This is a genomic window from Sphingomonas sp. MMS24-J45 (assembly GCF_044881195.1).
GTDB lineage: Bacteria > Pseudomonadota > Alphaproteobacteria > Sphingomonadales > Sphingomonadaceae > Sphingomonas.
Window position 1 is genome coordinate 659158 of record NZ_CP173255.1, and the last position, 26549, is coordinate 685706.

Below are 26549 nucleotides of genomic sequence, written 5' to 3' on the forward strand. Positions count from 1 at the left end.
GCAACCAAGCGCTCAGGATGACGACCGCCGCGTGGCGCGGTCTTTACCCAATCCCCGCCGCGCGTAAATGCGGCCCCAGCCGCCCGCCAAGCCACAAAAAGAACATCCGGTAATCGCTCGCCAGCGACCATAGGGGATAGGTGAAGGTCGCCGGACGGTTGCGCTCCACCCCGAAATGCGCGGCCCAGGCAAAGCCGTATCCCGCGATCGGCAGCGCCGCCCACCAATATCCCCCTGCCACGATCGCCACGGCCAGGAACACGAAGGTGAGCGCCGTGCCTGCATAATGGATCGCGCGCGTTTCGGGCTTGGAATGCTCGCGCAGATAGTAAGGCCAGAAGGCGGCATAGCTGGTGATCTTGGCGACCATTTACGGCTCCTAATGGTAACGGGCACGAGAGTTTCACGCCGCTGATGCCGTGACAAGTCCGAGCGTCCGGGACCGGGCTCCGACGCGCAAATCTTGTCGAATGCCGCAGCGGAATATGACTATGATATTTCCGGATTGTTGCGGCGCAAAAATGATTGCCTCTAGGGCATGTTCCGCCCTTGACGCGCGATGCGGCATACGCAAAGCGCGTCCGCATGAGCATCCGTAACCTCCTCCCCGCCGCCGCCGTTGCGCTGTTCGCGCTCTCGGCCTGTGAAAACAAGCCGCAAGAAGTGACCAACATCGCGCCCGATCCGATGGCGTCGGTTCTGGCCAACAAGGCACCGGTCGAATTGCCCCCGGCGATCAAGGCCGACGTCAGCATGCGGTGCAAGGACAACAGCCTCGCCTTCGTCACCTTCTTCGAAGGCGACAAGCAGGTTCTGGTGAAGACCAAGAAGGACGCGACCCCGGTCAAGCTCACCGCCGAAAAGGCCGGCGATCCGCTGACCGCACAGGGCTATGTCCTCACTGGCGACCCCAAGTCGGTCACGCTCACGCAGCCCGGCAAGTCGGCCCAGGTCTGCAAGGTCGGCTAAGGCCACCGATTGCACGGCGCATCGTCATCCGCCACTATGGCCCCGCGGAAACGAGGGCCCCGACGTGGCGACGATTGCGATCTACAGTCTGAAGGGCGGCGTCGGTAAAACGACACTCGCCGTCAATCTCGCCTGGGTCGCCGCGACCGCCTCGTCGCGGCGCACCCTGCTCTGGGACCTGGACCCGCAAGCCGCCTCCAGCTTCCTGCTGAGCGCGACGCCCGACCTCAAGGTGAAGGGCCAGGCCCAATCGGTCTTCGCCAAGGATGTCAGCCCGGACAAGCTGATCGAGAAGACCGCAACGCCGCGGCTCGATCTGCTCCGCGCCGATGCGTCGCTGCGCGGGCTCGACCTGCTGTTTCACGAACTCGACAAGAAGAAGCGCCTGCAGAAACTGCTGTCCGGGCTGCGCAAGGATTATGATCGCATCCTGCTCGATTGCCCGCCCGGCCTGACCGAAACGAGCGATCAGGTGATGCGCGCGGCCGATCTGATCGTAGTACCGGTCATCCCCTCGCCTCTGTCCGAACGCGCGCTGGCCGAGGTGCTGAAACATCTCGGCACGAAGGTGCAGGTGATGCCGGTGCATTCGATGGTCGATGGCCGCCGCAAACTCCATGCCGAGGCGCTGGCGCGGCATCCCGATTGGCCGGTCATCCCGATGGCGAGCCTGATCGAGCAGGTCACCGCCCGGCGCGCGCCAGTCGGCAGCTTCGCCGCGAAATCGGCGGGGGCGCAGGCTTTCGCCCGGCTGTGGCAAGCGATCGAGCGCCGCCTTGCCGCTTGATCCCCGGCGCACCGCAGCATGACCGACGCGGAACACGCCGCACCCGATCCCATCCCGCCGATCGACCCCAATCTGATGTTAGGGGCCTATTCGGTCGGGGTGTTTCCGATGGCAGACGGGCGGGACACCGATGAAGTCTATTGGGTCGAGCCGACCGAACGCGCGATCCTGCCGCTCGACGGCTTCCACCTTTCGCGCTCGCTCCGGAAGAAGCTGGTCGCGGACCGCTTCCGCGTCACTGCGGACCACGCCTTCACCCGGATCCTCGCGCTGTGCGCGCAATCCGACGCCAGCCGACCCGATACCTGGATCAATCCCCCGATCGAACGCGTCACCAACCAGTTGCACCAGCTCGGCTTCGCGCATTCGATCGAAGTGTGGGACGGCGACGCCCTGGTCGGCGGCCTGTACGGCATCGCGCTGGGCCGGGCGTTTTTCGGCGAAAGCATGGTCAGCCGCGCGCGCGACGCCTCAAAGGTCGCGATGGCATGGCTCGTCGCGCGGCTGCGCGTCGGCGGCTATACGCTGCTCGATTGCCAGTTCCTGACCGATCACCTCGCCTCTTTGGGCGCGATCGAAATCAGCCGTGCCGATTATCTCTCGGCATTGTCCTCTTCGATATCGGGCGCGGTCGGCTCGGGCGCTTCCTCCTCTGGCGTCGGCGATTTCTTCGCGCTCGACCGCGGTGCGTCGCTCGCCTGGGGATCACCCCCACCTGCGATCGAGTTTGGCCCGCCGACCGGGAAGGTCATCGCGCAGCTTTTGACCCAGACATCGTAAATCGGATGCTGCACGACGTTGAGCGCCGGGCGCTCCTTGAACAGCCAGCCTGAAAAGACTCGCCGCCAGGCTGCGTCGCGGCCCTGCACATCAACCTGCACGAACGCGCCTGTGTAGGGTTCCTGCTCCCACGGGGCGGTGCGCTCGCACGCGCGCAGCCGCACGATCACATCGCCGATCCGCACCGCTTTGCCGGGCTTCAGCACGACGTCGCGCGCCGCGCCGTTGCGTTTGTTGAGCAGCCCCAGCGTCGCGACCCGCTCCGCCATCGGCGTCGCGCCCAGGCTCGGGTCGACCCCACCCCCGACATCGACCGTCGTGATGTTGCTCGCGCTGGTATCGGCGTCGAGCGCGGTGACCGGGGTCGGCTTGGCGTCCGGCGCGGCAGGCTTGGTCGGCCCGCATCCGACGGCGAGCAGCGTCACCGCCAGCACCGCGCCGCACCGCCCGGCGCGAATCACGCGTCCGGCACCCACGCTTCATAATCGCCGGTCGCGGCAGCGCGCACGCCACCCTTTTCCAGCGCGCCGCTCGGGCGATAGGCGGCGGGCGTTCCGGTCATATTGGGCTCGGCTGGCTTCTGCCACGGACGCGGCGCGGGAAGCGCGCGCGCCGGCACGTCGGCGACCTGGTGATGCAGCCAGCTGAACCATTCGGGCGGCACGCGGGTCGTGTCGTTCGGCCCGTTATAGATCACCCAGCGCCGCGGGTTGCCTGCGGTATCGCGTCCGCCTTCGTAATAGACGTTACCGAGCGAATCTTCGCCGACACGCGCCTTGCCACGCAGCCCGAATGCGGTGCCCACGGTCGCGCCGTTCCACCAGGTGAAGGGATTGAGGTTGATGCCCATGCGCACGCGCTTAGCGCGCCGCCGTGCCACCTTCAACCGCGATTCCGGATGAGGTTAGCGCGGTCCGCCGCTCCACGTCACCCGGTCGCCCTCGGATATGCCCAGATCGAGCACGCGCCCCCCGCGCAGTTCCAGCACCGCGCTGACCGGCTCGCCCGAGGGGATCAAGGTTTCGGACTGCGGCACGGTATTCTCGGCGATCCGCGCGATCGTGCCGTCGGCGCGGATGAACAGGATGTCGAGCGGGCTCGGCGTGTTCTTCATCCAGAAATTGGCCGCGCGCGGCGGACCGCCCTCTGGCGGATAGGGCGCGAACAACATCCCGCCATTCTCCGGGATGTCGGTGCGGAACATCAGCCCGCGCTCCTGCTCCTCCGCCGTCTTGGCCAGTTCGACGGCGAAGGCGTGGGTGCCGTTCGCGCTCTTGATGCTGACCGCGACCGTCCCGCTCGGGGCCTGCGCCGTGGCCGCGGTGTCCTTAGCGCCACCACATCCGCTGGTGGCGACAACCAGCCCCATCGCCAGCACCGCCGCAAATCGTACCGTCATTGTGCGCCTTCAATCCTCATACGCGACGATCACCGCGAGCGGACCCTTGTCCCGCTCTACGATCCGCGCGCGGAACGCCTGGCCCGGTTCGATCTCTTCGATCCCCGCGCGCCGCAGCGTCTCGATATGCACGAACACGTCGCTCTCGTCGTTGCCGCGTAGCAGGAAGCCATAGCCTTTCAAGCGGTTGAACCATTTGACCGTCACCGGTTCGAACGGCCCGGCCTGTTCGATCAGCGCCGCGGCATCGCCCCGCGCCGCGTCCGCGCGCGGGCGGATCGGCTGCTCGATCGCGTCGGTCAGATCGATCGACAAAATCTCGCTCGCCTGCAGTCCCCGGTCGCGCACCGAAGCAAGACACTCGATCCGCGCGCCTTCCGGCACGCTCCGACGGCCATGCGGGCGCAACACCGAGAAATGCACCAGAATATCGCCGACGCTCGCGTCATCGGCCACAACGAAACCAAAGCCGCGCGTCATGTCGAACCATTTGACGACGCCGGTATAGATTCGTGCGGAAGGGTCCGCCGTCCCCGACTTATCCCCCCGCCGCACTCTTTTTCCGTGGCGTTGAGCGCCGAAATTACTTCGTTACGCATCGAGAACTATCCCCCGACTGCGAGGCTAGCACGGACACAATTTTGACGCAAAGCCAGTCGTCTCGGGCGCGGCGCGCACGAATTCCGCGGAAATCCGGTAACCCTCATGACTCCGGATCCAGTGCTTCGCCCGGTTCCAGCATGACGATCCGCCGCGCGAGCGCAAAGTCGTGCCCGCCGCGAATCATCGCCGCGATCTGCTTCTCGCGCTGGGGGCGTTCGGCCCGCACCGACGCGAACGGGCCGATCCGTCGGCGCCTGGCGAACGCCAGCGCCGTCTCCAGCGCGCGATCGTCCACCGCCGGGGCGATCGCTTCGCGATCCTCCTCGTCCAGCCCCGCCTGCTGCAGCGCGCCGCTGACCCGGCGCTTGCCCAGCCCGCGCCGCCCCATCGCCGCCGCGCGCGCCTCGCCGAACGCGCGATCGTCGATATACCCGAGCTCGGCGAACTTCTCGGCCAGAGCCACCGGGTCCGCCGACGGCCCGTCCCACCCGCGCTCGCGAATCTTGCGCGTCAGATACTCGACCAAACGCCGCCGCGTTGTGGCAAACCGCTCGACATAGCGCAGCGCCAACCGCTCCAGCGCCGCCGCATCCAGCGGCGGAACCGTGCGTATCTCTCTTGATTTCGAACGGTTCTTTGGTGACTGGAACATGACGCCATCATTGTGCCACAGTCGATCTCGATTTTGAACGCTTGGCATAAGCAGGGGTGCATGTCGAAAATTCAGGCGCGACCGTCCCCAAACGGTCGCGATCAAGGGCACAAACACTGATGACCACAGATGTAGCGGACACGCGGGAAACCTCGGTGACAACACCGGGGTCGGCCGCGCCGAATTTGGTCGCGACGCCGACCGCGGACACGCTGGCACGACGCTTCGCCGATTTCGAAACGCTGGGCGAGGCGCTCGATTATGCCGCCAAAGGCACGCGCGGCCTGAATTTCCACGATGCGCGCGGCACGCTGACGCGCGCCTATCCCTTTGCCGACCTGCGTGAAGACGCACTGGCGATGGCGCGCCGCCTGATCGACGCCGGGATCAAGCCCGAGGACCGCATCGCGATCGTCGCGGAGACCAGCCCCGATTTCGCCGCCCTGTTCTTCGGCACTGTCTATGCCGGCGCCTGGCCCGTCCCGCTGCCGCTGCCGACCAGCTTCGGCGGCCGCGATTCGTATATCGAACAGCTCCGCGTCCAGCTTTCGAGCTGTGATCCGACGCTGCTGATCTATCCGCCCGAACTGGCGCAGATGGGCGGCGATGCCGCGCGCGCCGCTGGGGTCGAAGGGGTCGACTGGTCCGAACTCGTCGCACGCCCCGCCCCTGCGGTCGATCTACCCCAAGCACGCGGCGACGATATCGCCTATTTGCAATATTCCAGCGGATCGACGCGCTTCCCGCACGGTGTCGTCATCACGCATCACGCGTTGCTCAACAATCTCGCCGCCCACGCGCACGGGATGCAGTTGATCGACAGCGACCGCTGCGTGTCGTGGCTGCCGTGGTATCACGACATGGGGCTGGTCGGCTGCTTCCTGTCGCCGGTCGCCAATCAGGTCTCGACCGATTACCTCAAGACCGAGGATTTCGCGCGCCGTCCGCTCGCCTGGCTCGACATGATCAGCCGCAATCCCGGCACTTCGATCAGCTATTCCCCCACCTTCGGCTACGACATTTGCGCGCGCCGCATGTCGAGCCAGACCAAGGCTTCCGAACGTTTCGACCTGTCGCGCTGGCGCCTGGCCGGCAATGGCGCCGACATGATCCGCCCCGACGTGATGCAATGCTTCGTCGATGCCTTTGCCGAGGCGGGTTTCAAGGCCAGCGCCTTCCTGCCGAGCTACGGCCTTGCCGAAGCGACGCTCGCCGTGTCGATCATGCCGCCGACCGAGGGCATCCGCGTCGAGCTGGTCGAGGAAACGCAGCTCTCCGGCGTCGCCGCCGGTGAAGACCGTCCGCAACGCTACCGCGCGATCGTCAATTGCGGCAAGCCGGTGAAGGACATGCAGGTCCAGATTCGCGAAGAAGACGGCACCCCCCTGCCCGAACGCGCGATCGGCAAGGTCTGGTGCTCCGGCCCATCGGTGATGGTCGGCTATTTCCGCGATCAGGATTCGACCGATGCCTGCCTGGTCGATGGCTGGCTCGACACCGGCGACATGGGCTATCTCAGCGACGGCTACATCTACATTGTCGGCCGCGCCAAGGACATGATCATCGTCAACGGCCGCAACCATTGGCCGCAGGACATCGAATGGGCGGTCGAGCAGCTTCCCGGCTTCAAGGCCGGCGACATTGCCGCCTTCGCGATCACCACGCCGGGCGGTGAGGAAACTCCCGCCGTGCTCGTACAGTGCCGCACTTCGGATGAATCCGAACGCGTCCGCCTGCGCGACGAGATTCGCGAACGCGTCCGCTCGGTCACCGGCATGAACTGCGTGATCGAACTGATCCCGCCGCGCACCCTGCCGCGCACCAGTTCGGGCAAATTGAGCCGGGCGAAGGCACGCAACCTCTATCTCAACGGGGATATCAAGCCGTACGACCTGGCGGCTTAACGCGCACCGCCGTTCGGCCTGCGCTCAACCGAAGGCATAACCGGATAGCCCGAATTGCGTGATCGCGGCGCGCGCGGTCGGCGGTTGCGCAGGCGCCACCGCAACCGGCAGGTCGTGATCAGTCAGCACTGCGGCCGAGGGGCGGCCGAAATAATATCCCTGAAACAGGTCGACCCCCATCCCGGCCAGCAGCGTCGCTTGCTCGGCGGTCTCGACCCCTTCGGCCACAATCGAGATCCCCAATCGCCGCGCGATCAGCACGGTGCTTTCCACCACCGCGCCGCCATTGCCGTCCAGCGTCGACATGAACGACTTGTCGATCTTCACCGCCGTCACGGGGAAGCTGAGCAAGCGTGACAGCGACGAATAGCCGGTCCCGAAGTCGTCGATCAGCAACGCAACGCCGATCGCGCGCAGGCTCTCGATCGAGGCGCGCGTCGCATCGATATGGTCTTCGGCAAACACTGATTCGGTGACTTCGAGTTCCAATCGCCCGGCGGGCAAGCCGGTCTGCGCCAGGATCTGCGCGACGCGCAGCGCGAAATCGCTTTCGCACAGCTGCTTTACCGATACGTTGACCGCCACCACCGGCGCATGATCGATGGTCGTCCACGCCGCCGCTGCGGTACAGGCGCGCCGCAGGACGAGATCGCCCAGCGCAATGATGCGATCGGTCTCCTCCGCGATCGGAATGAACTCATCCGGGTTGATCGTGCCCAGCGTCGGATGCGTCCAGCGCGCCAGCGCTTCATATCCGTGGATGTAGCCGGTCCGCCAATTGTAGATCGGCTGGTAATGCAGCACGAGTTGTTCGACCTGAATCGCCTCGGGCAGCGCGCGCGACACGTCGAAACGGCGCTTCTGCGTCGCGGCATAGGATTCGCGGAACGTCAGCACCTTGCCGCGCCCCTCGCGCTTGGCCTCGGCCACCGCGAGATCGGCGGCGAGGATTAGCGCCTCATGCGTACACGCATCCCCCGGAAACATCGCCAGCCCGGCGGACAGGCCAACCGATAGCGATTGCCCATCGACGTCGAACGGCTGGCTCACCGCATCGATCAGCGCCCGCCCGATCGCTTCCGCCTCGTGAAACACGTCGTCGCCATGCCCCAGCACCAGCACGAATTCGTCCCCGCCCCACCGCGCCAGCATGGCATTCGCCGGGATCAACCGGCCGAGCCGTTTGGTCACCGCGCGCAGGATGCGGTCGCCCACGTCATGCCCCATCGCATCGTTGATCTGCTTGAACCGGTCGAGATCGAGGAACAGCGCCGCCGCCTCACGCCCGGCATCGGCGTGGAGATGCTTATGCATCCACGCGAGCAACCGCCGTCGGTTCGGCAGGCCGGTGAGCCCGTCGGAATTGGCGGCATCGGCCAGCGCGCGCGTGCGCTGCTCGATCCTGTCCTCCAGGTCGCTGTTGAGCGCCTGCAGGTCGGCGACCAGATCGAGATTCTCGATCTTCAGCTCGACGCTGCAGCGGATGGCGACATGGTTGCGACTGTGCACCAGGAACATCACGCCAAGGAAAACCAGGCCCAGGATCGTCATGACGCGACCTTGCTGATCGCTGTCGAACAGCAGGAGCGACGCCGGGCCGAGCATCGCGGCGATATAGATCCGCCCCTCGCGCAACAGCCCCGCGATAATCCCGGAGCCTCCGGCAGCCAGCGCCGAAACGATGATCGCCACCATATATTGGCTCGCCGCATTCGACGCATTTAACAGTAGCGACAAGCCCGCCCACAACGCCGCGGACAGATACAGACCGATTGCAAATTGATGGCGCCAGCGTGCGACTCGGCCTGGAGTCGCGCACAGGATTGCAGCATGGGACCGACCCACGCTCGAGGCATACCGCAGCGTGCCCAGCAACGCAGCGGCGGCAAACCAGGCAACCACCCAATGCGCCCCGTCGGACCATAAAATCAGCGACACGCCGCCGCACGCGAGAAAATTCATCACGAGCATCGGCCTCAGATTCTCGTGCGTGATCGCCAGTAACTCGCGCTCGATCCTCTCACTCTTGCCGGTTTGCATTACCGCGCATTTCCCTTTTTGCCTGTCGGCGACCCAATCGCCCCGGCCTTTGGCCGCACGACAGCACCGCGACGCCGCCCCGCCCCGGAGACCCATCGGATACCAAAGTCCATTATAGCGGGCACCGAACCGCCGCCGTAGCACGGACGGCATTTCCACGCCCGTGGTGCCTGTAGCGGCCGAAAGAGGCCGCTCTTCGCGTCAGGTGGACAGGGTGGTCGGGCTCGCCCCGAGCACCGCTTGCGACGGTGTCAGCAACCGCTCGGTCACAAGATCTGCGTGGCGGCGCAAGGCTTCGCCCAGGAAATCCATGACTGTCCGCACGCGCGGCACGTGGCGCAGCCGCTCATGCGTTACCAGCCAGATTTCCCGCGATCCGGAGCGCGCGTGCGGCAGGCAACGGACGAAATCCTCGTCCGCCTCCGCTACGAAGCACGGGAGCGATGCCAGCCCCATGCCCGATCGCACAGCCGACAGCAGGCCGCTGACCGAGCTATGCTGCATCGCGATCGCACCTTCCAGCCCATTCTCCCGCAGCCAGGTGCCGTAATAGCGCCCGATCGCGCCGCCCCCACCGCCGATCATCGGATGTCCCGCCAATTCGTGCCGGTTGCGCGGCAAGCTGTGCGTCGCGGCGTAGATCCGGCTGCAATACACCGTCCAATAATCGTCGCCGATCCGCCGCCCGACCAGCCCGCTGCCCGTTTCGATGTTTTTCGTGACGCGGATCGCAACATCGGCCGCCGCGGCTGAAAGATCGCGCACATCCTCGCTCGCATCGAGTTCGATCACGATATCCGGATGCCGCTCGCGCAGATCGCGCAGCATCGCGGGCAGCACCCCGACGACATAGGATTCCTCGGCGGTCAGCCGGACGGTGCCACCGGCATCGCGCTTGCGCGCCGCCGCCGCCTCGACAAACTGCGCCGCAGACGCGCGCAGCGCGCGCGCCTGCGGCAGCAATGTCTCGCCGACCGCCGTCAGCACATAGCCAGCGCGGCGGCGCTCGAACAAGGTCAGCCCCAGCGCCTCCTCCAGCGCGGCGATCCGCCTGGCCACCGTCGTCTGGCTGACCCGCAACACGCGCCCGGCGGACAGGGTGCTGCCGCTCTCGGCCACGGCCAGAAAATACTGCGTGTCGTTCCAGTCGAGCATCGGGGCATTCTGCACTTTTGCAGAACGACAGTGCAACATCGTTTCTTTTGCAGGTCCCTAAGCGCGCGTATCTGAAAACGCACGTTGGCCAACGGTTTCACAATCTTGGGAGACCGTCATGAACTCGCTTCTCACCTCCGCAGTCCTGGCTGCGCTTCTGTCCGCCGCGCCCGCTTATGCGGTGGCAGAGCAGCCGCGCGACCATCGTACGACCGTCAGCACCGCTGGGCTCGACCTCGCCTCGACCAAGGGCCAGCACCGGCTCGGCCTGCGCATCCTGCACGCCGCGTCGTCGCTCTGCGAAACGCCCTCCGCTGCCGACCCGCTCGGCTGGAAGACCTATATCCGCTGCCGCGACGAAGCAGTTGCCCGCACCGACGCGCAACGGCGCGCCGCCGTCGCATCGGCCGCCGCACAAACCGATCGGACGATCGCATCGGCGCGGTGATCGCGGGGGGGGGGTGCAGCAATTTCGGCGCCTACCCCCGGCACCGCCATAACGATCCGCTAACCCTTGCACGCTACAGTATGGCGCGTGAGCACTGAAACCACCTCCCAATTCGCCATGCCGCGGATCGACGCCCGGGCCTTGCTCGGCCTCTACGATCCGGCGGATACGACCGATTGGGCACCGATCCGCGCTGCGCAGATGCACGCCGGCAGCCAGCTTGCCTTCTTCATGCTCGCCGCCAACCTGATCGGCGCGGCATTGGTCACGCTGATCCTCGAACACACGGCACCGTTATGGGCGATGGCCTGTTGGGGCGCGGTCGTCGCGGCGGTCGCCGTCGCGGTCACCTTCCGCCGCCTCGCCGCGCGCCACCGTTCGGCCAGCAGCGCGACGCTCGGCGACGTGCGCGATACGGTGCTGGAGGGAATCGCGCTCGCCGCAGTCTGGTCGGTCCCGCCGCTCGCCTTTGGGGTCCGGGCCGATTCCGCCACCGCGCTGGCGCTGTGGGTCGTGCTGTCGGTGCTGATGGCGGCATCGGCGGTCGCAATGGTAGCCCTGCCGCTCGCCACCCTGAGCTTTCTCGGCATCCTCGGCCTGGCCGTTGCGACGATGGTGTTCTTCGTCGGCGGCCCCGTGCTCGCCGCCGCGGTCCTGTTGTTCGCCGTGCTGCTGATGATCGGCTGTTTCTCCGGCGCGCGTGCGCTGGTGGTGATCCGCGCGGGTGAGATCGCGCTCGCCGAACGCGACGAAACCGTCAGTCTGTTGCTGCGGGAGGCGCAGGATCACAGCGCCGATTGGCTGTGGGAAACCGATGCCGGACGTCGCGTGGTGCGCGCATCGCCCCGCTTCGCGCATTCGGTCGGGCTCGATCCGCTCAGCATCAACGGCAAGTCGCTGCTTGAAGTGCTCGCCGGGCCGACCTGGGAAGCGGGCAATTTCTCGGCGGGCCTGCGCCAGCTTGCCGAACATCTGAAAGGCCGCGTCGCGTTTCGCGACGTGCTGTTGCCGGTGCGCGTGGACGATACCGAGCGCTGGTTCGAGATCGCCGCCAACCCCCGCGTCGACGAGCGCGGCGCCTTTATCGGCTTCCGCGGCGTCGGGTCGGACGTGACCCAACAGCGCGAATCCGCCGACAAGATCAACCGCATGGCGCGCTTCGATACGCTGACCGGCCTGCCCAACCGGCTGCACATCAACGAAGCACTGGCGCGGGCGATGGCGGAAGCCACCAAATGGGGCAGCCGATGCGCCTTCATGATGATCGATCTCGATCGCTTCAAGGCGGTCAACGATTCGCTCGGCCACCCGATCGGCGACCGGCTGCTCGGGCGCGTGTCCGAACGGCTTGCCGCGCTGATGACCGAGAACGAGCTGATCGGGCGGCTCGGCGGCGACGAATTCGCCGTCGTCGTGCGCGATGCCAGTGACAGCGCGCGCGTCGAGCGGCTCGCACAGACGATCGTCGACACGCTCGCGAAACCCTATGACCTCGATCACCATACGCTCTACACCGGGGCGAGCGTCGGGGTCGCCTTCGGTCCGCGCGACGGCGCGACCGCGGAAATGCTGATTCGCTCCGCCGATCTCGCTTTATACCGCTCGAAGGACCAGAGCGGCGGGACCTACCATTGTTACGAGCCGCAATTGCACGTCGCGGCCGAGGAACGCCGCATCCTCGAACAGGCGCTGCGCAAGGCGCTGACCAACGATGAGCTGGACGTCCACTATCAGCCCGTGGTCGATGCCGCGAGCGGCACTCTGAAGGGCTTTGAGGCCCTCGTCCGCTGGACGCACCCCGAACTTGGCCCGATCTCCCCGGCCAAGTTCATCCCGCTCGCCGAAGATGCACGGTTGATCGCGCCGATCGGCGAATGGGTGCTGCGCTCGGCCTGTGCCGAGGCCGCTACCTGGCCAGGCGAGACTCGTGTCGCGGTCAACGTGTCACCCGAACAGTTGCACAACCCGGGCTTCGTCGCGATCGTCGCCTCGGCGCTGGCGAACAGTGGGCTTCCCGCCAGTCGGCTCGAACTTGAGGTCACCGAAAGCGTGTTCATGCGCGACGATACCGGCGCGGTGAAGGTGCTGGAGCGCATTTTGGGGCTCGGCGTGCGGCTCAGCCTCGACGATTTCGGCACCGGCTATTCCTCGCTCGGCTATCTCAGCCGCACCAAATTCTCGACGATCAAAATCGACCGCAGCTTCGTGATCGGCGCGTCCAAGAAAGTGCCCGAGGCGATCGCGATCATTCGCGCAGTCGTCGCGCTGGCGCAGAGCCTCGGCATGGCCACCACCGCAGAGGGCGTGGAGACCGAGGACGAACACCGCATGGTGCAGGACCTCGGCTGTACCAAGGTGCAGGGCTATTATTTCGGTCGCCCCCTGCCCGTCGCCGAAGCGCGCAGCCTGGCGCATCGCGACTGGAGCGACCGCGCCGCTGCGTAAAGCCGCTTGCGGGCCGCGCGGCGGCGCGCTAACGGACGCTTCTGATAGGGGTGTAGCTCAGTTGGTTAGAGCGTCGGTCTCCAAAACCGAAGGCCCTCGGTTCGAGTCCGAGCTCCCCTGCCAAGCCTAAGGCGCACCGGATTAGCAAAGCTAATCCCGAGCCGCCGCAAGGCCAGCCGGCGGCCTTTGGGCCGTCCGACGTGATGGGATTTACTCCCATCACGGCCCACCCAAGACCGCGTTTCCTTGCATAACTCCGATGACGGCGCGCCTTAACAGCGGCAATCGATCCGGATCATCAGCCGACCGAGCCCCGTGCAATCTCTCGGCGCTTCCCCGCTACAGGCGCGATGCCATATCCGCGGCATCGGCGATCGACTCGTACAAGCGATCGAGATCGGCGTCGGTGATGCAATAGGGTGGCATCAGATAGACCGTATTCCCGAGCGGCCGCACGAGCAGATCGTGCGCCAGGAAATGCGCGAGCAGCCGCGGCCCGAGGTGCGAGAGATAGCCGCTCCCCGCCGGATCGACCAAGTCGATCGCGATTATGGTGCCGATCTGGCGTGCGTGGCGCACGTTGGGCAGCGCCGCCAGCGAGGCCAGCCGATCGCCCTGCCGCGCGGAAACATCGGCGATCCGGCCAAGCACAGGCTCCTCGCGCCAGATCGCCAGATTGGCGTTGGCCGCCGCGCACGCGATTGGGTTCGCGGTGTAGCTGGAGGAATGAAAGAACATCCGCGCACGATCCGTCGACAGATGCGCCTCGAAAATCGCCTCGCGCGCCATCGTGACCGCAAGCGGCACCGCGCCGCCGGTCAGCCCCTTCGACAAACACAGGATGTCAGGCACGATCCCGGCCTGTTCGCACGCCAGCAGCGTCCCCGTGCGGCCCCAGCCGGTCATCACCTCGTCGGCTACGAAAAGCACGTCGTGCCGCGCACAGATCGCGCGCATCTCGGCGAGCACCCAGGCGGGATAGACCAGCATCCCGCCCGCCCCCAGGATCAGCGGCTCGACGATCAGTGCCGCCGGTGCCGCGCGGCACGCCTGCTCCAGCGCGTCGAGCGTCGCCTGTTCGCCGCCCGTAACCGGAAACGGGATGGTACTGACGTCGAACAGCAGCGGCGCATAGCTCGCATTGAATGCCCCGCGCGCGCCGACCGACATCGCGCCGATGGTATCGCCGTGATAGCTGTGCTCCATCACCAGAATGCGGTCCCGCGCGCTGCCGTGATTGGCCCAGAAACCCAGCGCCATCTTCAGCGCGACCTCGACGCTGGTCGATCCGGAATCCGAAAAGAACACGCGGGTGAGTTCCGGCGGCATGATCGCGGTCAACCCGCGCGCCAGCGTTTCGGCGGGTTCGTGGGTCCAGCCAGCGAAGATGATCTGGTCGAGCTTCGTGGTCTGCTCGGCGATCGCGGCCATGATGCGCGGATGGCAATGCCCATGCGTCGTCACCCACCAGGAACTGATGCCATCGACGATCCGCCGCCCATCGTCGGTGTAAAGGACAGCCCCCTCGGCATGGCTGACCCGCGGGATCGGCTCGCCCAGGCCGTGCTGGGTGAAGGGATGCCAGATCGGCGACGGCGTCATCGAAAATCGTCCAGGTCGAACGCGGCCGCGAAGGCCGCCGCCAGCGTCGCCGCATCGAGCGGATCGAGCAGCGGAAGACGCCCGAGCCGCTTGACCCCGCCGATCTGCGCGATCGTCGCTTCGCTATCGGCCTGTTCATCGCCGACAAAGGCAACGCCGAGGATCGGCACGCCCCGCCGCCGCAATGCCTCGATCGACAACAGGCTGTGGTTGATCGTCCCCAGCGCGGTGCGTGCGACCAGCACCACCGGGGCGCCCCAACGCCCGAACAGATCGGCAAACAGCAGGTCGCGCGTCAACGGCACCAGCGCCCCGCCCGCGCCCTCCACCACCAGCGGCCCGGAAACCGGCGGCAACGTCAGCCGCTCGGGGTCGATCACCACCCTGTCGATCTCCGCCGCGCGGTGCGGCGAGCACGGCGTGTTCAGGCGATAGGCTTCGGGCAAGATCCGCTCCGGCGGCAGGCCGGACAGCAGCGCGACGCTGGCGGCATCGCTCGACGGGTCCAGCCCGGCCTGCACCGGCTTCCAATAGTGCGCGCCGAGCGCACCGGCCAACGCCGCCGCGAAGACGGTCTTGCCGACATCGGTATCGGTGCCGGTCACAACGATGGCATTTCCGTGCATTAGTTCAGGTTCCTGATGGCGTCCGCCAGCGCAGTGACGTCTGCCTCGGTGACATTCAAGGTCAACGACAGCCGCAGCCGCGCCGTGCCCGCCGGTACGGTCGGGGGGCGAATCCCGCGCACATCGAAGCCCGCCGCCTGGAGCGCGGCGGCCATCTCCATCGCGGCGGCATCCGCGCCGACGATCAGCGGCAGGATCGGCGATCCGGTCGCGGTCACCCCGCACGGCGCGAGCGTGCGTTCGGCAAAGGCGATCAGTTCGGCCAGTCGCGCGCGCCGCTCAGGCTCGTCTGTCAGGATGCGCAAACTCTCCCGCACCGCAGCGGCGATCAGCGGCGACGGCGCGGTCGAGAAGATGAAGCCGCGCGCACGGTTGACGAGGAAATCCCGCATCGTGCGCGGTCCACACAGCAACGCCCCCTCGCACCCCAGCGCCTTGCCGCAGGTGCGCAGCGTGATGACGTTCTCCTGGCCCTCCAGCCCGGCGGCAAGCCCGCGGCCCCGATCCCCGAACACGCCGGTCGCGTGCGCCTCGTCGATCAGCAGCATCGCCTCATGCCGCTTGGCCACCGTCAGCAGATCGTCGAGCGGCGCGCGGTCGCCGTCCATGCTGTACAGGCTCTCGACCGCGATCCACGGCCGCCCCGTACCGCCCTCGCGTCGCCACGTCGCGATCGTCGCCTTGATCGCGCCGGGATCGTTGTGCGGGGCCGCAATCGTCGCCGCGCGGCCGAGCTTCATGCCCTCATGCGCGCTCGCATGGATCAGCGCATCGTAAACGACCAGGTCGCCCCGCTGCGGCAGCGTTGCGAACAATGCGCTGTTGGCGGCATAGCCGGTGGAGAAGAACAGCGCCGTCTCGCTGCCGAAAAACGCCGCCGCCTCCGCCTCGATCGCCTCATGCTCCGGATCGTTGCCGCGCAGCAGCCGCGATCCGCCCGAACCGACGGGGACGCCGCGGGCCAGCGCCGCGCCCACCGCCGCCCGCAGGCGCGGCGCGCCTGCAAGCGCGAGATAGTCGTTCGAGGCGAAATCCATCCCGCCACGCGGCTGAAGCCGGCGCAAGCGATCGGCGTTCTTCAGCGTGTCCAGATCATCAGCAAGGGCCTGCAGCGGTATCATGGCGGGGCATATACCGAGCGCATCGGGCAACGCACCCGACGATTTGGACGGCCCGCGCCGGAGCAGGCCGCAACGCCGCCTCCCCGTCTGCCGTCGAGCGCGGCCAGCATCGTCAGGCTGGTCGATGATTCCTGCGCCCGTTCGCGACCGCCGCGGGCCGTGGCCGGACCGACGCCCCGCGCGAGCGCGACGACTCGGGACTTGCCCCCGCCCCGCCCCCCTGATAAGCAATCGCCATTCCGACATCGGGAATTCTCGTCATCGGGCCTTGGCAGGTCCGGGCGGCGGGCCCATGTCCGGACACAGAGCTTCAACAAGAGTGCAGGCACCGTGGCAAAGACGACCCCTCTCGAATTCTTCAATCAGGTGAAGGCCGAGACCAAGAAGGTGGTGTGGCCGACGCGGCGCGAGACGCTGATGACGGGCCTTATGGTGGTGATCATGACCCTGATCCTCGGCCTGTTCTTCTTCGTGATCGACACCAGCTTCGAGGCGGTCATCGCCCTGCTGCTCAGCCTCGCAAAGTAAGAGACACATCACATGGCACGCTGGTACATCATCCACGCTTATTCGGGTTTCGAGGGCAAGGTCCGCGATTCGATCATGGCGGAGGCGACCCGCATGGGCCTCGAACAGCTCGTCGAGCAGATCGAAGTCCCGACCGAAACCGTGACCGAGGCGCGCCGCGGCAAGAAGATCTCGGTCGAGCGCAAGTTCATGCCCGGCTATGTGCTGGCCAAGCTGAACATGAACGACGACGTGTATCACCTCGTCAAGAACACGCCGAAGGTGACCGGCTTCCTTGGGCCGAACGGCAAGCCGCAAGCAATCCCCGAGGCGGAAGCCGCGCGGATGCTCAACACCAAGGACGAAGCCGCCGCCGCCGCACCCAAGGCGAAGATCAAGGTCGATTTCGAAATCGGCGACTCGGTCAAGGTGCTCGACGGCCCGTTCGCGAGCTTCAACGGCATCGTGGAAGAGCTCGATTTCGACCGGTCGCGGGTCAAGGTTTCGGTGTCGATCTTCGGGCGTGCTACGCCGGTTGAGCTGGAGTTCGAGCAAGTCGAACGCAGCAAGTAAGGCAAAGCCTTACGCGCGACCGCACGTGCAATAGCGCTGCTATTGCACGAGACCGGCGCTCGACCGGCCGGAGGGTCGCCCCCCGCGCGAACCCATCCGACGAAAGACGCGGGATTTACTCCCGCGTCCCTACCCATAGCACTCAACGAAACCGACAAATTGGCCCGGCAATCGAAACGGTAGACCGCGCCTGCGCCTCACATCTCGCGCAACAGCTTCAAACCGCGCTTGGGCGGAAGCTCCAATGCCACTTGCAGCAACGCAATTCGCGCATTGCATCGCTGCTCAATCGTGCCGCCATCGTTGAGAGCGACACCGTAAGCGTTGCGACTCAGCCCGGCCTTTTTCGCGCCCTGCTCCATCACATCGCCCGGCACCGTAAATCTGCCGTTACCCGATTTCTGGGTGACATCCGCACCGGCGCTTAGCACGATATCGTAAATGGCACGACGCAACGCCGGCTGGAGCGAAGGGCGGACCGGCTGATCTCCGACGACCAGATAGGAATAACATTGCTGCGGGCTCATCTCCTTATAATATAGCGCAGATTGCAGATCGATCGCACGATAGGCTTTGATCTGTGCATAGGGCGCCTTTCCCCGCACGCGCGAGAAACGCTGCGCCACCATCTTGCTGACCTCGACTTCGAAGTCGGAGAGATCATGCTTGTTCAGCTTTTGATTTTCCCACACCGTGGAAAGATCTGAGTACCAGGACGGATTCTTGATCCTGACCGTCTCAACACCAACAAAATTGTCCGAAAGTTTGAACAAGGCGCGGTCGATGTCCGCGTCGCGATCGGTCAAGCGATCCACCATGACGGGTGGATTCAAAAACCGCTGCGGCTGCGCTGGCTCCATCGACGCATATCGGGCAAACTGAAAGAGAACGATGAAGCCGAAGGCGATGGCTGACCACGGGATGCGACCCGAACCGGATTGTGCATTTTCCCAAAGGCCGACGCGCCAGCTATCCAGATACTTCTCGGCATCAGGATGCTCTTCCCGAATGCGCTGCAGCAATGTTCGGACGCTTTTGCGCGTCGTGCCCCAGCCGCGCCGCGACCTTTCGGTAGCAGGCGTCGTAAGTTCCTTCCATGCACCGTGTAGCGGGTGGCTCGACTTCGAGACTTCCTGCAGAAAATTCAACGTCGCATTGCGCGCAAGAACGTATTCCACCGCCGGATGCTGACCGATTTTCCCGGCCGCGGCGAGCCACCCGAACCGCGCGATGACCAGCGGAACAAGCGGATCGGAAAACGGACAGCCCCGCGCCACCACTTCCGCGACCCAAATCTCCGCATTCGCATAGAAACTGAGCTCTTCCAGGCGGGAATCGGCGCTGATTGCCGCCCAATGCGCCAGCATCGCCTCGGTCTCTTCCGGCGCGGGCGGTAGCCAATCATCGGGATGCGACAGGAGAAGCCGTTGCAACGCCTCCGCGTGAAGGTCGATCGGATTGTCCTCAACATTCGGCACAGACCCGGGCTCAAGCGGCGACGTATCCGGATGGGGTGCTGAGGAGCGATCGCGATCCCAATCAGCTTCTTCCGGACCGGACCAACGGTCGTCGAGGGGCGTCGTCGGCTCGGGTGTCGCATCGGCGAGAGCCAAGCCTTCCCCCATGTTGGCCAGCGCGGTCGCATATTCAAACGCTTCGCGTAGCGCGACGAAGCGCTCCGGTTCGGCCTCAACGTCGATCGCCTTCAGACGTTTGGAATAGGCACGGCGGACCTCGCGCGCATCATGGGTGGGCGCTATGTCCAGTGTAGCCCAAGGCTCGCCGTGGCTCATAGAAAGCGCTCTCCTTCAAGCGCGTTCAGAATGGCGGTGAGTTCGGCACGAGCAGCCTGAATCACCCGCGGCTGCTGGCTTTCCAGAGCGCTTTCGAAGTCCAGCGTTGCCTGTCCGATCTGATGCCGTTGATCGCCCAAGAAGGATTCGTAACAGCGTCGCGCGCGCGCCAGGACCGCTGCATTCTCGCTCATATCGCGCGGATGAAGCTTTAATTCAGCTAAGACGGCCCGCCGCTCTGCCAGAGCTTCGGGAGACACGGTGTCGGCATCATCGGCGATCACGAGATTTTTGAAGATCCCGGTTTCCGGAACCAGGACATCGACCTCCAGCAATCCGCTCGTATCATAGCTGAACCGGCAATCGATCGCGACATGACCGGCCGGGCGCGGCGGCACCGGCACTTGCACCTCGCCAAGCTTGACATTGCCGGAGACTTCGCGCGCTTCGCCCTGATAGATGCCGAACTGAACGACGCGCTGATTGTCGGAAACGGTAATATAGCGATTGACTCGGCTGACCGGGATAACGGTATTGCGCTCGATGATGGGTGAAAAGAGACCCGAGCGCATCGCACCCCGTGAGTCGCGCTCGGCATGATCGACCCCGAGCGTGAACGGACAGACATCGGTCAAGCGGATCTCGTCGAGCGCCGCGTCGCGCGCCAATAAACCGGCCTGCACTGCCGCCCCCAGCGCTACGGCGTGATCGGGATGGATCGCGGTGTTGGGAAAGCGTCCGAACATGCGCGTGATCGCCCGCCGCACCGCCGGGGTCCGGGTCGCGCCTCCGACCAAAACAACCTCGCTGAGCGTCTCGACGCGAATGCCGGAATCACGCAGCGATCGGAGCACGGGCTCGCGTAATCGCTCGATCAGCGGCTCTACAGCGCGATCGAACTCGGTCGCGGAAATCTTTGCACTGAAGGTGCGGTCGTTCCATGTCACGCTGAACGGCGCGCTTTGCGCGTCGGTTAGAGCGCGCTTTGTACGCTCGGCGGCGGCGCGTAACAACTCCTGCGCGATGATCGGGTCGGCTGCCGCCAGTGCGTTGCCGGGATCGGCCTTTCCCCGCGCGACATCGATCAGCGCCGCATTGAAATCCTCGCCGCCCAGCCGATTGTCGCCAGCCGAGGCGCGCACTTCGACGATACCATCGAACACCTCGACGATCGACACGTCGAAAGTACCGCCGCCCAGGTCGAACACCAGAAAGGGTTCACGTTCCGCCCGATCGGCCACGCCGAAGGCAAGCGCGGCTGCGGTCGGTTCGTTCAAGAGCCGCTCGATCTTCAACCCAGCCAGTTCCCCGGCACGCCGTGTGGCGCGGCGTTGGCGCTCGTTGAAATAGGCGGGAACAGTAACGACCGCCCCTGTAACGGTCTCACCCAGATAGGATTCCGCGTCCTCCTTCAAGCTGCGCAACACTAGGGAAGACAGATCATCCGCGGCATAAGTATGGCCGTGAATCTTCACGGTCTGCTGCGTCCCCATGCGGCGCTTGAACGTGGTGACACTTTCGTGCGGATGGGTTGACTGCCGGTCGCGTGCCGCCGATCCGACCAATACCTGACCGGACTCGGTAATACTCACGGCAGAAGGGGTGAGCATATCTCCCAGCGCATTCGGAATCAGTTCGGCCCGCCCGTTGCGCCATACTGCCACCGCGCTGTTGGTGGTACCCAAGTCGACCCCGATGATCATCAAAACTTCCCCCTTCAGCCCCGCTATTAGTAAATGGGAAGCGAACGCAAGCGCGAGTTTCAGTGATGGGCGGGGCATAGCGGGACCGCGCGCCACCCCCGGCGCGTATCCCCCCTGCCCCCGCCTCCCCCATTGCGTCTTCCCGTCGCATCGGCTATGCGCGCCACCTTCCATATCGATGGAAACCGCTGCGGGAGGGCGTTTGCGCGTCCGATCGAACCGCTAAACTTGAGAAAGAGTGAGATGGCAAAAAAGATTACCGGCTATATCAAGCTGCAGGTTCCTGCAGGCAAGGCCAACCCCTCGCCGCCGATCGGCCCAGCTTTGGGTCAGCGCGGCGTCAACATCATGGAATTCTGCAAGGCGTTCAACGCGCAGACCGGTGACCAGGAAGCCGGCACGCCGCTGCCGACCGTGATCACCGTCTATGCCGACCGTTCGTTCTCGTTCGAAACGAAGACGCCGCCGGCATCGTACCTGATCAAGAAGGCCGTCGGCATCAAGTCGGGCTCGAAGGAGCCGGGCAAGGTTTCGGGTGGCAAGATCAAGCGCTCGCAGCTGTCCGACATCGCGACCGCGAAGATGAAGGATCTGAACGCCAACGATCTCGAATCGGCAACGCGCATCATCGAGGGTTCTGCCCGCGCGATGGGCCTCGAAGTGGTGGAGGGCTAAGATCATGGCATTTGTCAGCAAGAAGCAGAAAGCGATCACGATCGATCGCGCCAAGCTCCACGGCATCGACGAAGCGATCGCGCTCGCCAAGTCGGGTGCGACCAGCAAGTTCGACGAAACGATCGAAGTCGCGCTCAACCTCGGCGTCGACCCCCGCCACGCCGATCAGATGGTCCGCGGCGTCGTGACCTTGCCCAAGGGCACGGGTAAAACCGTCCGCGTCGGCGTGTTCGCCAAGGGTGCGAAGGCTGAGGAAGCTCTGGCCGCCGGTGCCGACGTGGTCGGTGCGGAAGACCTGATGGAAATCATCCAGGGTGGCACGATCGATTTCGATCGCTGCATCGCGACCCCGGACATGATGGGCATCGTCGGTCGCCTGGGTAAGATCCTGGGCCCCAAGGGCATGATGCCGAACCCCAAGCTCGGCACGGTGACGATGAACGTCGCGGAGGCCGTCAAGGCAGCCAAGGGCGGCCAGATCGAATATCGCGTCGAAAAGGCCGGTATCATCCATTCGGGCATCGGCAAGGCGTCGTTCCCGGCGGAAGACCTGCGCGCGAACTTCGACGCGCTGGTCGATGCGGTGGTCAAGGCCAAGCCGTCGGGCGCCAAGGGCAAGTACGTCCGCAAGGTCGCGGTTTCGAGCACCATGGGTGCCGGGATCAAGGTCGACGTGGCAGAGGTGAGCGCGGCGTAAGTCGCACACTTCGCTTGCGAAAGATGTGAGGGCCGGGGCGCAATCCCCGGCCCTTTTTCTTGGACATTTGCTATCTGCGGGAAATGCGCCTAAGGCGGGCAGGCTACTTTCGCAAATCGACGGTCTCTGGCGCTTTGCGGCTCCATCTTCCTTCTTTCACTGCTGATTTCGGCACCCCCGGCGCGGTGTTCGCGGCGGGCAACCAAAGAAGGATCATGATATGACCATCGGAACCGTAAAATTCTTCAACGCCGACAAGGGCTATGGCTTCATCGCGCCGGAAGGTGGCGGCGACGACGCCTTCGTGCACATCACCGCCGTGGAACGCGCCGGGATGCACACGCTCGATAAGGACCAGCGCGTCCAGTACGAGCTCGAGCAGGACAAGCGCGGCAAGATGTCGGCTGTGAACCTGCAGCACGCCTAACAGCGTCTGTTAAAAGAAAGGGCGGTCCGGTTCTCCGGGCCGCCCTTTTTGTGCCTGTTTTTTTGTGCCTGTCGCCCCTTCAACGAAGCGCCTCAGCCACCGCGCTCGTGCAGCCGAAGGTGGCAGGCGGCGGGATCGGGATGTTGGGCGGCGTCTTGGTAATGCCCAGCGCCTGGCCGAGCGAACGACCGAACACCTTCAGCAGCGAACCCGGCGTTGGCTTGTCGGTGGGACCGGCCCCTGCGATCGACACGGTCGGTGCGCTCAGCGTCCCGCCGATGCGGATCGGATCGGCGATGCGCAACAACGCGCGGCTCTTGCTGGTCCCGGCGAGCGTCACGTCGATCCGCTCGCCATCCAGCACGATCCGCCCTGCCCCGCGGCCCACCGAACTGCCGGTGTCGATGCCCAGCGGATGCGGCACCAGCACGCCATTGGCCGCCCTGAAATTAGCAACTAGGCAGCGCAGCGGCACTTGCTGGCTCGGCCCCTCGATCGCATGGGCGACCGCACCGCTCAAATTCTGGCCCAGCACGTCGGCGACGATCCGCTTCACATGTCCCTCGGTCGCGACGATCGCGGCCTTGCCGGAGGAATGCGACAACGCCTCCCGCACAGTATCGCCCTGCCCGCTGAGCACGATGTGCCCGCGCACCTGTCCGCCGACCAGATCGGGCTTGCCGATCAGTTCTTCCAGCGTGAGCCCGACGAGGCGCAGGTCGACCGCCAGTTTCGGACGACCGATGCGATGATCGACGCGTACCGTACCGGTCATCCGGCCGTTGGCGAGCGTCGCCACTACATTGCTGACGCTCAGCACCTTGTGATCGAGGCTCAGCGTGCCCGATAGCGTACGGAACACCGTGCCGCCATTCGACAGCAACCGGTCCGCCGAAAAGCGGATCGTGCCATCGGTCTTCCACAGTTTCGACAGGTTGATCCGCGTCGGCGGCAGCACGCGCGGGCCGATCGCGGCACGGCGCTGATGCGCCGCCGCCTGCCCCTTGGCATCGGCGAGATCGTCGAAATCGAGTTGCGTCGCGTGTAGGCGTGCGTCGATTGCGGTGCGGATATCGATCTTGCGGACGGTCGCCATGCCGGTGAATCGCGACCGCCCGATGCTGCCGCCGATCCGGTCCACATACCAATCACGGCCCTCATGCCGGACCGCGGCGGTGATCGCGACCGCCTGCGTGCCGAACAGCCCGGCCTCTATGATCCGGTCGATATTCTTGAGCGTCGGCGCGCGCGCGGCGATGTCGGCTTTGAAATGGCGCGTATCGAGCACGCCGTCCATCACGCCCTTTGCCGTCATCTGCAGCGCGGGCGATGTGATCGTCGCGGCAAAGGGATAGGGCGCGGCCGGATCGATCCCGGTGATCCGCCCGCCGGTCAGATCGAGGGTGGCGGGGGTATCTAGGAAGCTGCCCTTGGCCGAGAACTGCAACCCGCGCGCGGCGTCCACCGTCAACGGCCCGGCGACGATAAGCCCACGCTTCGCATCGCGCAGTTCGATCTGGGTATTGGTGACGGTCAGATCCGACAAGCTCGGCCCGGTGCTGTCGCCGGTGGCGGGTTTGGAACCCTCCGGCTTCCAATTGGCGCGACCCGTCGCATCGCGCACCAGCACGATCCGTGCTCCGTCGATCGCAACGCGATCCGGCCGGAAGGTGCCGAACAGCAAGCTGAACACCGGCACGCGCAAACTCGCCGAACCAACCCGGACGAAATCGCCCGCCCCCGCCCAGTTGGGCTGCGCGATCCGCACGTCGCGCACCGACACCACCGGAGTATAGGTAAACGCACGATCCCGCGTGATCGACCCCACCTGGACATGGGTGTTGAGCGCGCTCGACAAGCGCTTCTCGACCAAGCCGCGCGCCAGCCCGACCGGGAAAGCGCCGAGCGCGAGAAGAAGCAGGGCCAGGGTTGCCAGCAATGCCAGGGCGATGCGCGGCAACCACCAGCGCCAGTGCAATCGCCGGGCAATCGGCAGCGTGTTTTCAGGGGTGCTCACCGTATCACAACCCCGTGCACCCTGATTTGTTTCACTCGCGTAGCGATACCGTTCTACAAAAAAGCGCCGGAGGTGTATCCTCCGCTTTGGTAATAACGATCCGTCGCCAAACGCGGCCGCCGCGGCCCCGGCGGTGACGAGGTGGTCGGATGACACCCTCTCGGCCACCCCGGCAATGTCCGGTTCGATCAGGCGATGACCTTGTCGAGCGCCATACAGAAACCCTTCATGTCGGCGGCCGAGCCGATCGTGATCCGGCTGACCGTCGGCCAGATCGGCCAGGATCGCCCGATCTCGACGCTGTGCTTGCGGAACGCGGCCTGCATGTCCTTGGCCTGGCTGGTCTTCCAATCGATCATGATCATGTTGGCATGAGTCGGCTTCACGTCGACCTTGCGCGCTTTCAGATGATCGAGCGTAAGCCCGCGCGCGGCCTCCATCTGCGCGCGCCGCGCGGCGATCAGCGGGGCCGCGGTCAGGCTTGCCGTCGCGCAGGCGATGCTGGTGACCGGCAACGCGCCTGATTGCATTCCGCCGTCATAGCGCATCATCTTGCCGATATTGGCGGGCTTGGTGATGATATAGCCCATGCGCAGCCCGGCCATGCCGAACAGTTTGGAGAAGGTGCGCATCACGATCACGTCATCGTGCTTGACCGCCAGGTACGACGCAGTCGGCACGCCGGCGAAATGGGTATAGGCCTCGTCGATCAACACCATCGCGCCCTTGGGCTTGTTGGCGATCAGCCATTCGATGTCGGCGAGCGGGGTGATCGTACCGGTCGGATTGTTGGGCGTGCAGATGTAATAGAGCCCGGCATCCGGGTTGGCGGCGAGCATCGCCTTCACGTCATGCGCATAATCCGGCGTCAGCGGCACCGCCTTGACCGGCGCGCCAAGCCAGGCGGCGGTGCGCCCGGCCAGTTCGAAGGTCGGGTCGGCCGTCACCAGCCCCTTGGTTGGCGAACAGAAGGTGATGACGCTGCGACACAACGGGTCGCTCGATCCAGGCCACGGCGCGACATGGTCGTAGGGGACATTCTCGACCGCCATTACCGCCTTGATGAAATCGCCGCGCTGATCCTGCGGCGAATAGCGATTGCCCTGCGCGATCATCTTCGCGGCAGCCAGCGCGCCGGGCGCCAGCGGCCCGGTCCAGCACTCATTCGCGCCGATCCGCACCTTGGCGTTGGGTGCAGGATCGGGCACTCCGCCCGACGCCCAGGCTGGCCGCCCGACACTGGCAGCGATCGCGCCAGCCCCGAACACGGCGGCAATGCGCGCAAGATCCCGGCGCGCGAAACCGCGGGTGAGCAAATCATCCTGCGCTTCGTCGGGAAGCGCTGCGGGCAAGTGCGTGGTCATCGATCGGTCCCCTGCTTCAAGCGAGTTGCGATCCATCCTGCGTGGACTCATGCGGTCCTTGGGGGCGAGTGTTTCCTAAATCGTGGAAGAAAGCTACCCCTTCGCGATGCGGCGTCGCTAGCGCGATTGACTTCCACGCCACATCCGCTAAAGGCACGCTCTCTCCCGACAGGCTTCGGCCCGGCGGGACCGTCCGAGACAGTAGGAGACCGGGTTTGCCGGTCTTAATTTCCTACCGAGACGGGGACAGGATTTCGCATGG

Annotated in this window: 25 protein-coding genes, 1 tRNA gene and 1 pseudogene; 12 read left to right on the forward strand and 15 right to left on the reverse strand. The window is 65.4% G+C overall.

Going from position 1 to position 26549, the window contains the following annotated elements; translation table 11 throughout:
• Nucleotides 1-43: 43 nt before the first annotated feature.
• On the reverse strand, nt 44-370 hold the full coding sequence (locus tag AB5I39_RS03455) for an Mpo1-like protein (RefSeq protein ID WP_404371201.1): 327 nt from the start codon (nt 368-370) through the stop codon (nt 44-46).
• 215 nt (nt 371-585) lie between these two features.
• On the opposite strand from AB5I39_RS03455, the gene AB5I39_RS03460 reads away from it, so the two are divergent.
• The 3 genes from AB5I39_RS03460 (at nt 586) to aat (ending at nt 2536) form a co-directional block, all read left to right on the forward strand.
• Nucleotides 586-969, forward strand: a complete 384-nt coding sequence (locus AB5I39_RS03460; protein WP_404371203.1) for a hypothetical protein — start codon at nt 586-588, stop codon at nt 967-969.
• 64 nt (nt 970-1033) lie between these two features.
• Nucleotides 1034-1756: a ParA family protein gene (locus AB5I39_RS03465; RefSeq protein WP_404371205.1), complete on the forward strand. Its 723-nt coding sequence runs from the start codon at nt 1034-1036 to the stop codon at nt 1754-1756.
• Between the two features lie 18 nt (nt 1757-1774).
• The gene (gene aat / locus AB5I39_RS03470; RefSeq protein ID WP_404371208.1) at nt 1775-2536 is read left to right on the forward strand and encodes a leucyl/phenylalanyl-tRNA--protein transferase; all 762 of its coding nucleotides are present in this window, start codon (nt 1775-1777) and stop codon (nt 2534-2536) included.
• 35 nt (nt 2537-2571) lie between these two features.
• Here the strand turns inward: aat and AB5I39_RS03475 are convergent.
• The 5 genes and pseudogenes from AB5I39_RS03475 to AB5I39_RS03495 form a co-directional block, all read right to left on the reverse strand.
• Nucleotides 2572-2805: pseudogene (locus AB5I39_RS03475) on the reverse strand (DUF2155 domain-containing protein); the annotation flags it as partial.
• Between the two features lie 188 nt (nt 2806-2993).
• Complete coding sequence (locus AB5I39_RS03480; protein WP_404371209.1) at nt 2994-3386, reverse strand: NADH:ubiquinone oxidoreductase subunit NDUFA12; 393 nt, start codon at nt 3384-3386, stop codon at nt 2994-2996.
• A gap of 54 nt (nt 3387-3440) precedes the next feature.
• Nucleotides 3441-3935: a DUF192 domain-containing protein gene (locus AB5I39_RS03485; protein WP_404371211.1), complete on the reverse strand. Its 495-nt coding sequence runs from the start codon at nt 3933-3935 to the stop codon at nt 3441-3443.
• Between the two features lie 9 nt (nt 3936-3944).
• A complete protein-coding gene (locus AB5I39_RS03490) occupies nt 3945-4490 on the reverse strand; it encodes a cold-shock protein (RefSeq protein WP_404371214.1) in 546 nt (181 codons plus the stop codon).
• Between the two features lie 148 nt (nt 4491-4638).
• Nucleotides 4639-5190 carry a regulatory protein RecX gene (locus AB5I39_RS03495; protein ID WP_404371216.1) on the reverse strand — a complete coding sequence of 184 codons (552 nt, stop codon included), beginning with the start codon at nt 5188-5190 and terminating at the stop codon, nt 4639-4641.
• A 119-nt stretch (nt 5191-5309) separates the two neighbouring features.
• Between AB5I39_RS03495 and AB5I39_RS03500 the strand changes: the two genes are divergently transcribed.
• Entirely contained in the window at nt 5310-7094 is a 1785-nt protein-coding gene (locus AB5I39_RS03500) for a fatty acyl-AMP ligase (protein WP_404371218.1), read from the forward strand.
• A gap of 24 nt (nt 7095-7118) precedes the next feature.
• On the opposite strand, the gene AB5I39_RS03505 is transcribed toward AB5I39_RS03500, so the two are convergent.
• Nucleotides 7119-9134 (reverse strand): putative bifunctional diguanylate cyclase/phosphodiesterase, encoded by a 2016-nt coding sequence (locus AB5I39_RS03505; RefSeq protein ID WP_404371222.1) that lies wholly within the window; start codon nt 9132-9134, stop codon nt 7119-7121.
• A 201-nt stretch (nt 9135-9335) separates the two neighbouring features.
• Nucleotides 9336-10289 (reverse strand): LysR family transcriptional regulator, encoded by a 954-nt coding sequence (locus AB5I39_RS03510; RefSeq protein WP_404371224.1) that lies wholly within the window; start codon nt 10287-10289, stop codon nt 9336-9338.
• Nucleotides 10290-10407: 118 nt separating this feature from the next.
• Here AB5I39_RS03510 and AB5I39_RS03515 point away from each other — a divergent pair, with 118 nt between their 5' ends.
• The 3 genes from AB5I39_RS03515 (at nt 10408) to AB5I39_RS03525 (ending at nt 13305) form a co-directional block, all read left to right on the forward strand.
• A complete protein-coding gene (locus tag AB5I39_RS03515) occupies nt 10408-10737 on the forward strand; it encodes a UrcA family protein (protein WP_404371227.1) in 330 nt (109 codons plus the stop codon).
• 117 nt (nt 10738-10854) lie between these two features.
• Entirely contained in the window at nt 10855-13182 is a 2328-nt protein-coding gene (locus AB5I39_RS03520; protein ID WP_404373993.1) for a putative bifunctional diguanylate cyclase/phosphodiesterase, read from the forward strand.
• A gap of 46 nt (nt 13183-13228) precedes the next feature.
• A tRNA-Trp gene (locus AB5I39_RS03525) sits at nt 13229-13305 on the forward strand.
• A 216-nt stretch (nt 13306-13521) separates the two neighbouring features.
• On the opposite strand, the gene AB5I39_RS03530 is transcribed toward AB5I39_RS03525, so the two are convergent.
• From AB5I39_RS03530 to AB5I39_RS03540, 3 genes are read right to left on the reverse strand one after another with little or no spacing between them, the layout of a single operon-like run.
• On the reverse strand, nt 13522-14784 hold the full coding sequence (locus AB5I39_RS03530; RefSeq protein ID WP_404371229.1) for an adenosylmethionine--8-amino-7-oxononanoate transaminase: 1263 nt from the start codon (nt 14782-14784) through the stop codon (nt 13522-13524).
• Nucleotides 14781-15410, reverse strand: a complete 630-nt coding sequence (bioD, locus tag AB5I39_RS03535) for a dethiobiotin synthase (protein ID WP_404371232.1) — start codon at nt 15408-15410, stop codon at nt 14781-14783. Before bioD ends, AB5I39_RS03530 begins: the two co-directional genes overlap by 4 nt.
• Complete coding sequence (locus tag AB5I39_RS03540) at nt 15410-16531, reverse strand: 8-amino-7-oxononanoate synthase (protein WP_404371235.1); 1122 nt, start codon at nt 16529-16531, stop codon at nt 15410-15412. Before AB5I39_RS03540 ends, bioD begins: the two co-directional genes overlap by 1 nt.
• 330 nt (nt 16532-16861) lie before the next feature.
• Between AB5I39_RS03540 and secE the strand changes: the two genes are divergently transcribed.
• Together secE and nusG are read left to right on the forward strand one after the other, a co-directional pair.
• On the forward strand, nt 16862-17059 hold the full coding sequence (secE, locus tag AB5I39_RS03545; protein WP_404371237.1) for a preprotein translocase subunit SecE: 198 nt from the start codon (nt 16862-16864) through the stop codon (nt 17057-17059).
• Between the two features lie 12 nt (nt 17060-17071).
• A complete protein-coding gene (gene nusG, locus AB5I39_RS03550) occupies nt 17072-17611 on the forward strand; it encodes a transcription termination/antitermination protein NusG (protein WP_404371238.1) in 540 nt (179 codons plus the stop codon).
• Nucleotides 17612-17808: 197 nt separating this feature from the next.
• On the opposite strand, the gene AB5I39_RS03555 is transcribed toward nusG, so the two are convergent.
• Nucleotides 17809-19404, reverse strand: a complete 1596-nt coding sequence (locus tag AB5I39_RS03555; protein ID WP_404371240.1) for a hypothetical protein — start codon at nt 19402-19404, stop codon at nt 17809-17811.
• On the reverse strand, nt 19401-21203 hold the full coding sequence (locus tag AB5I39_RS03560) for an Hsp70 family protein (protein ID WP_404371242.1): 1803 nt from the start codon (nt 21201-21203) through the stop codon (nt 19401-19403). The genes AB5I39_RS03555 and AB5I39_RS03560 overlap by 4 nt, the downstream gene beginning before the upstream one ends.
• Before the next feature lie 147 nt (nt 21204-21350).
• Here AB5I39_RS03560 and rplK point away from each other — a divergent pair, with 147 nt between their 5' ends.
• The 3 genes from rplK to AB5I39_RS03575 all read left to right on the forward strand — a co-directional run bounded on the left by rplK (nt 21351) and on the right by AB5I39_RS03575 (nt 22906).
• Nucleotides 21351-21782 carry a 50S ribosomal protein L11 gene (gene rplK / locus AB5I39_RS03565; protein ID WP_404371244.1) on the forward strand — a complete coding sequence of 144 codons (432 nt, stop codon included), beginning with the start codon at nt 21351-21353 and terminating at the stop codon, nt 21780-21782.
• Nucleotides 21783-21786: 4 nt separating this feature from the next.
• Nucleotides 21787-22479: a 50S ribosomal protein L1 gene (rplA, locus tag AB5I39_RS03570; RefSeq protein WP_404371247.1), complete on the forward strand. Its 693-nt coding sequence runs from the start codon at nt 21787-21789 to the stop codon at nt 22477-22479.
• Nucleotides 22480-22699: 220 nt separating this feature from the next.
• A complete protein-coding gene (locus tag AB5I39_RS03575; RefSeq protein ID WP_404371250.1) occupies nt 22700-22906 on the forward strand; it encodes a cold-shock protein in 207 nt (68 codons plus the stop codon).
• Between the two features lie 79 nt (nt 22907-22985).
• Here the strand turns inward: AB5I39_RS03575 and AB5I39_RS03580 are convergent, their stop codons facing one another.
• Entirely contained in the window at nt 22986-24923 is a 1938-nt protein-coding gene (locus tag AB5I39_RS03580; protein ID WP_404371253.1) for an AsmA family protein, read from the reverse strand.
• Nucleotides 24924-25111: 188 nt separating this feature from the next.
• Nucleotides 25112-26287 carry an aminotransferase class I/II-fold pyridoxal phosphate-dependent enzyme gene (locus AB5I39_RS03585; protein WP_404371256.1) on the reverse strand — a complete coding sequence of 392 codons (1176 nt, stop codon included), beginning with the start codon at nt 26285-26287 and terminating at the stop codon, nt 25112-25114.
• Nucleotides 26288-26549 lie beyond the last annotated feature (262 nt).

Excerpts from the sequence above, each read along its gene's own strand:
- AB5I39_RS03455 (WP_404371201.1), bottom strand. The coding sequence starts at position 370 with ATGGTCGCCAAGATCACCAGCTATGCCGCCTTCTGGCCTTACTATCTG.
- AB5I39_RS03460 (WP_404371203.1), top strand. The coding sequence starts at position 586 with ATGAGCATCCGTAACCTCCTCCCCGCCGCCGCCGTTGCGCTGTTCGCG.
- aat (WP_404371208.1), top strand. The coding sequence starts at position 1,775 with ATGACCGACGCGGAACACGCCGCACCCGATCCCATCCCGCCGATCGAC.
- AB5I39_RS03480 (WP_404371209.1), bottom strand. The coding sequence starts at position 3,386 with ATGGGCATCAACCTCAATCCCTTCACCTGGTGGAACGGCGCGACCGTG.
- AB5I39_RS03485 (WP_404371211.1), bottom strand. The coding sequence starts at position 3,935 with ATGACGGTACGATTTGCGGCGGTGCTGGCGATGGGGCTGGTTGTCGCC.
- AB5I39_RS03495 (WP_404371216.1), bottom strand. The coding sequence starts at position 5,190 with ATGTTCCAGTCACCAAAGAACCGTTCGAAATCAAGAGAGATACGCACG.
- AB5I39_RS03500 (WP_404371218.1), top strand. The coding sequence starts at position 5,310 with ATGACCACAGATGTAGCGGACACGCGGGAAACCTCGGTGACAACACCG.
- AB5I39_RS03505 (WP_404371222.1), bottom strand. The coding sequence starts at position 9,134 with ATGCAAACCGGCAAGAGTGAGAGGATCGAGCGCGAGTTACTGGCGATC.
- AB5I39_RS03510 (WP_404371224.1), bottom strand. The coding sequence starts at position 10,289 with ATGCTCGACTGGAACGACACGCAGTATTTTCTGGCCGTGGCCGAGAGC.
- AB5I39_RS03515 (WP_404371227.1), top strand. The coding sequence starts at position 10,408 with ATGAACTCGCTTCTCACCTCCGCAGTCCTGGCTGCGCTTCTGTCCGCC.
- AB5I39_RS03520 (WP_404373993.1), top strand. The coding sequence starts at position 10,855 with ATGCCGCGGATCGACGCCCGGGCCTTGCTCGGCCTCTACGATCCGGCG.
- AB5I39_RS03530 (WP_404371229.1), bottom strand. The coding sequence starts at position 14,784 with ATGACGCCGTCGCCGATCTGGCATCCCTTCACCCAGCACGGCCTGGGC.
- bioD (WP_404371232.1), bottom strand. The coding sequence starts at position 15,410 with ATGCACGGAAATGCCATCGTTGTGACCGGCACCGATACCGATGTCGGC.
- AB5I39_RS03540 (WP_404371235.1), bottom strand. The coding sequence starts at position 16,531 with ATGATACCGCTGCAGGCCCTTGCTGATGATCTGGACACGCTGAAGAAC.
- nusG (WP_404371238.1), top strand. The coding sequence starts at position 17,072 with ATGGCACGCTGGTACATCATCCACGCTTATTCGGGTTTCGAGGGCAAG.
- AB5I39_RS03555 (WP_404371240.1), bottom strand. The coding sequence starts at position 19,404 with ATGAGCCACGGCGAGCCTTGGGCTACACTGGACATAGCGCCCACCCAT.
- rplK (WP_404371244.1), top strand. The coding sequence starts at position 21,351 with ATGGCAAAAAAGATTACCGGCTATATCAAGCTGCAGGTTCCTGCAGGC.
- rplA (WP_404371247.1), top strand. The coding sequence starts at position 21,787 with ATGGCATTTGTCAGCAAGAAGCAGAAAGCGATCACGATCGATCGCGCC.
- AB5I39_RS03575 (WP_404371250.1), top strand. The coding sequence starts at position 22,700 with ATGACCATCGGAACCGTAAAATTCTTCAACGCCGACAAGGGCTATGGC.
- AB5I39_RS03585 (WP_404371256.1), bottom strand. The coding sequence starts at position 26,287 with ATGACCACGCACTTGCCCGCAGCGCTTCCCGACGAAGCGCAGGATGAT.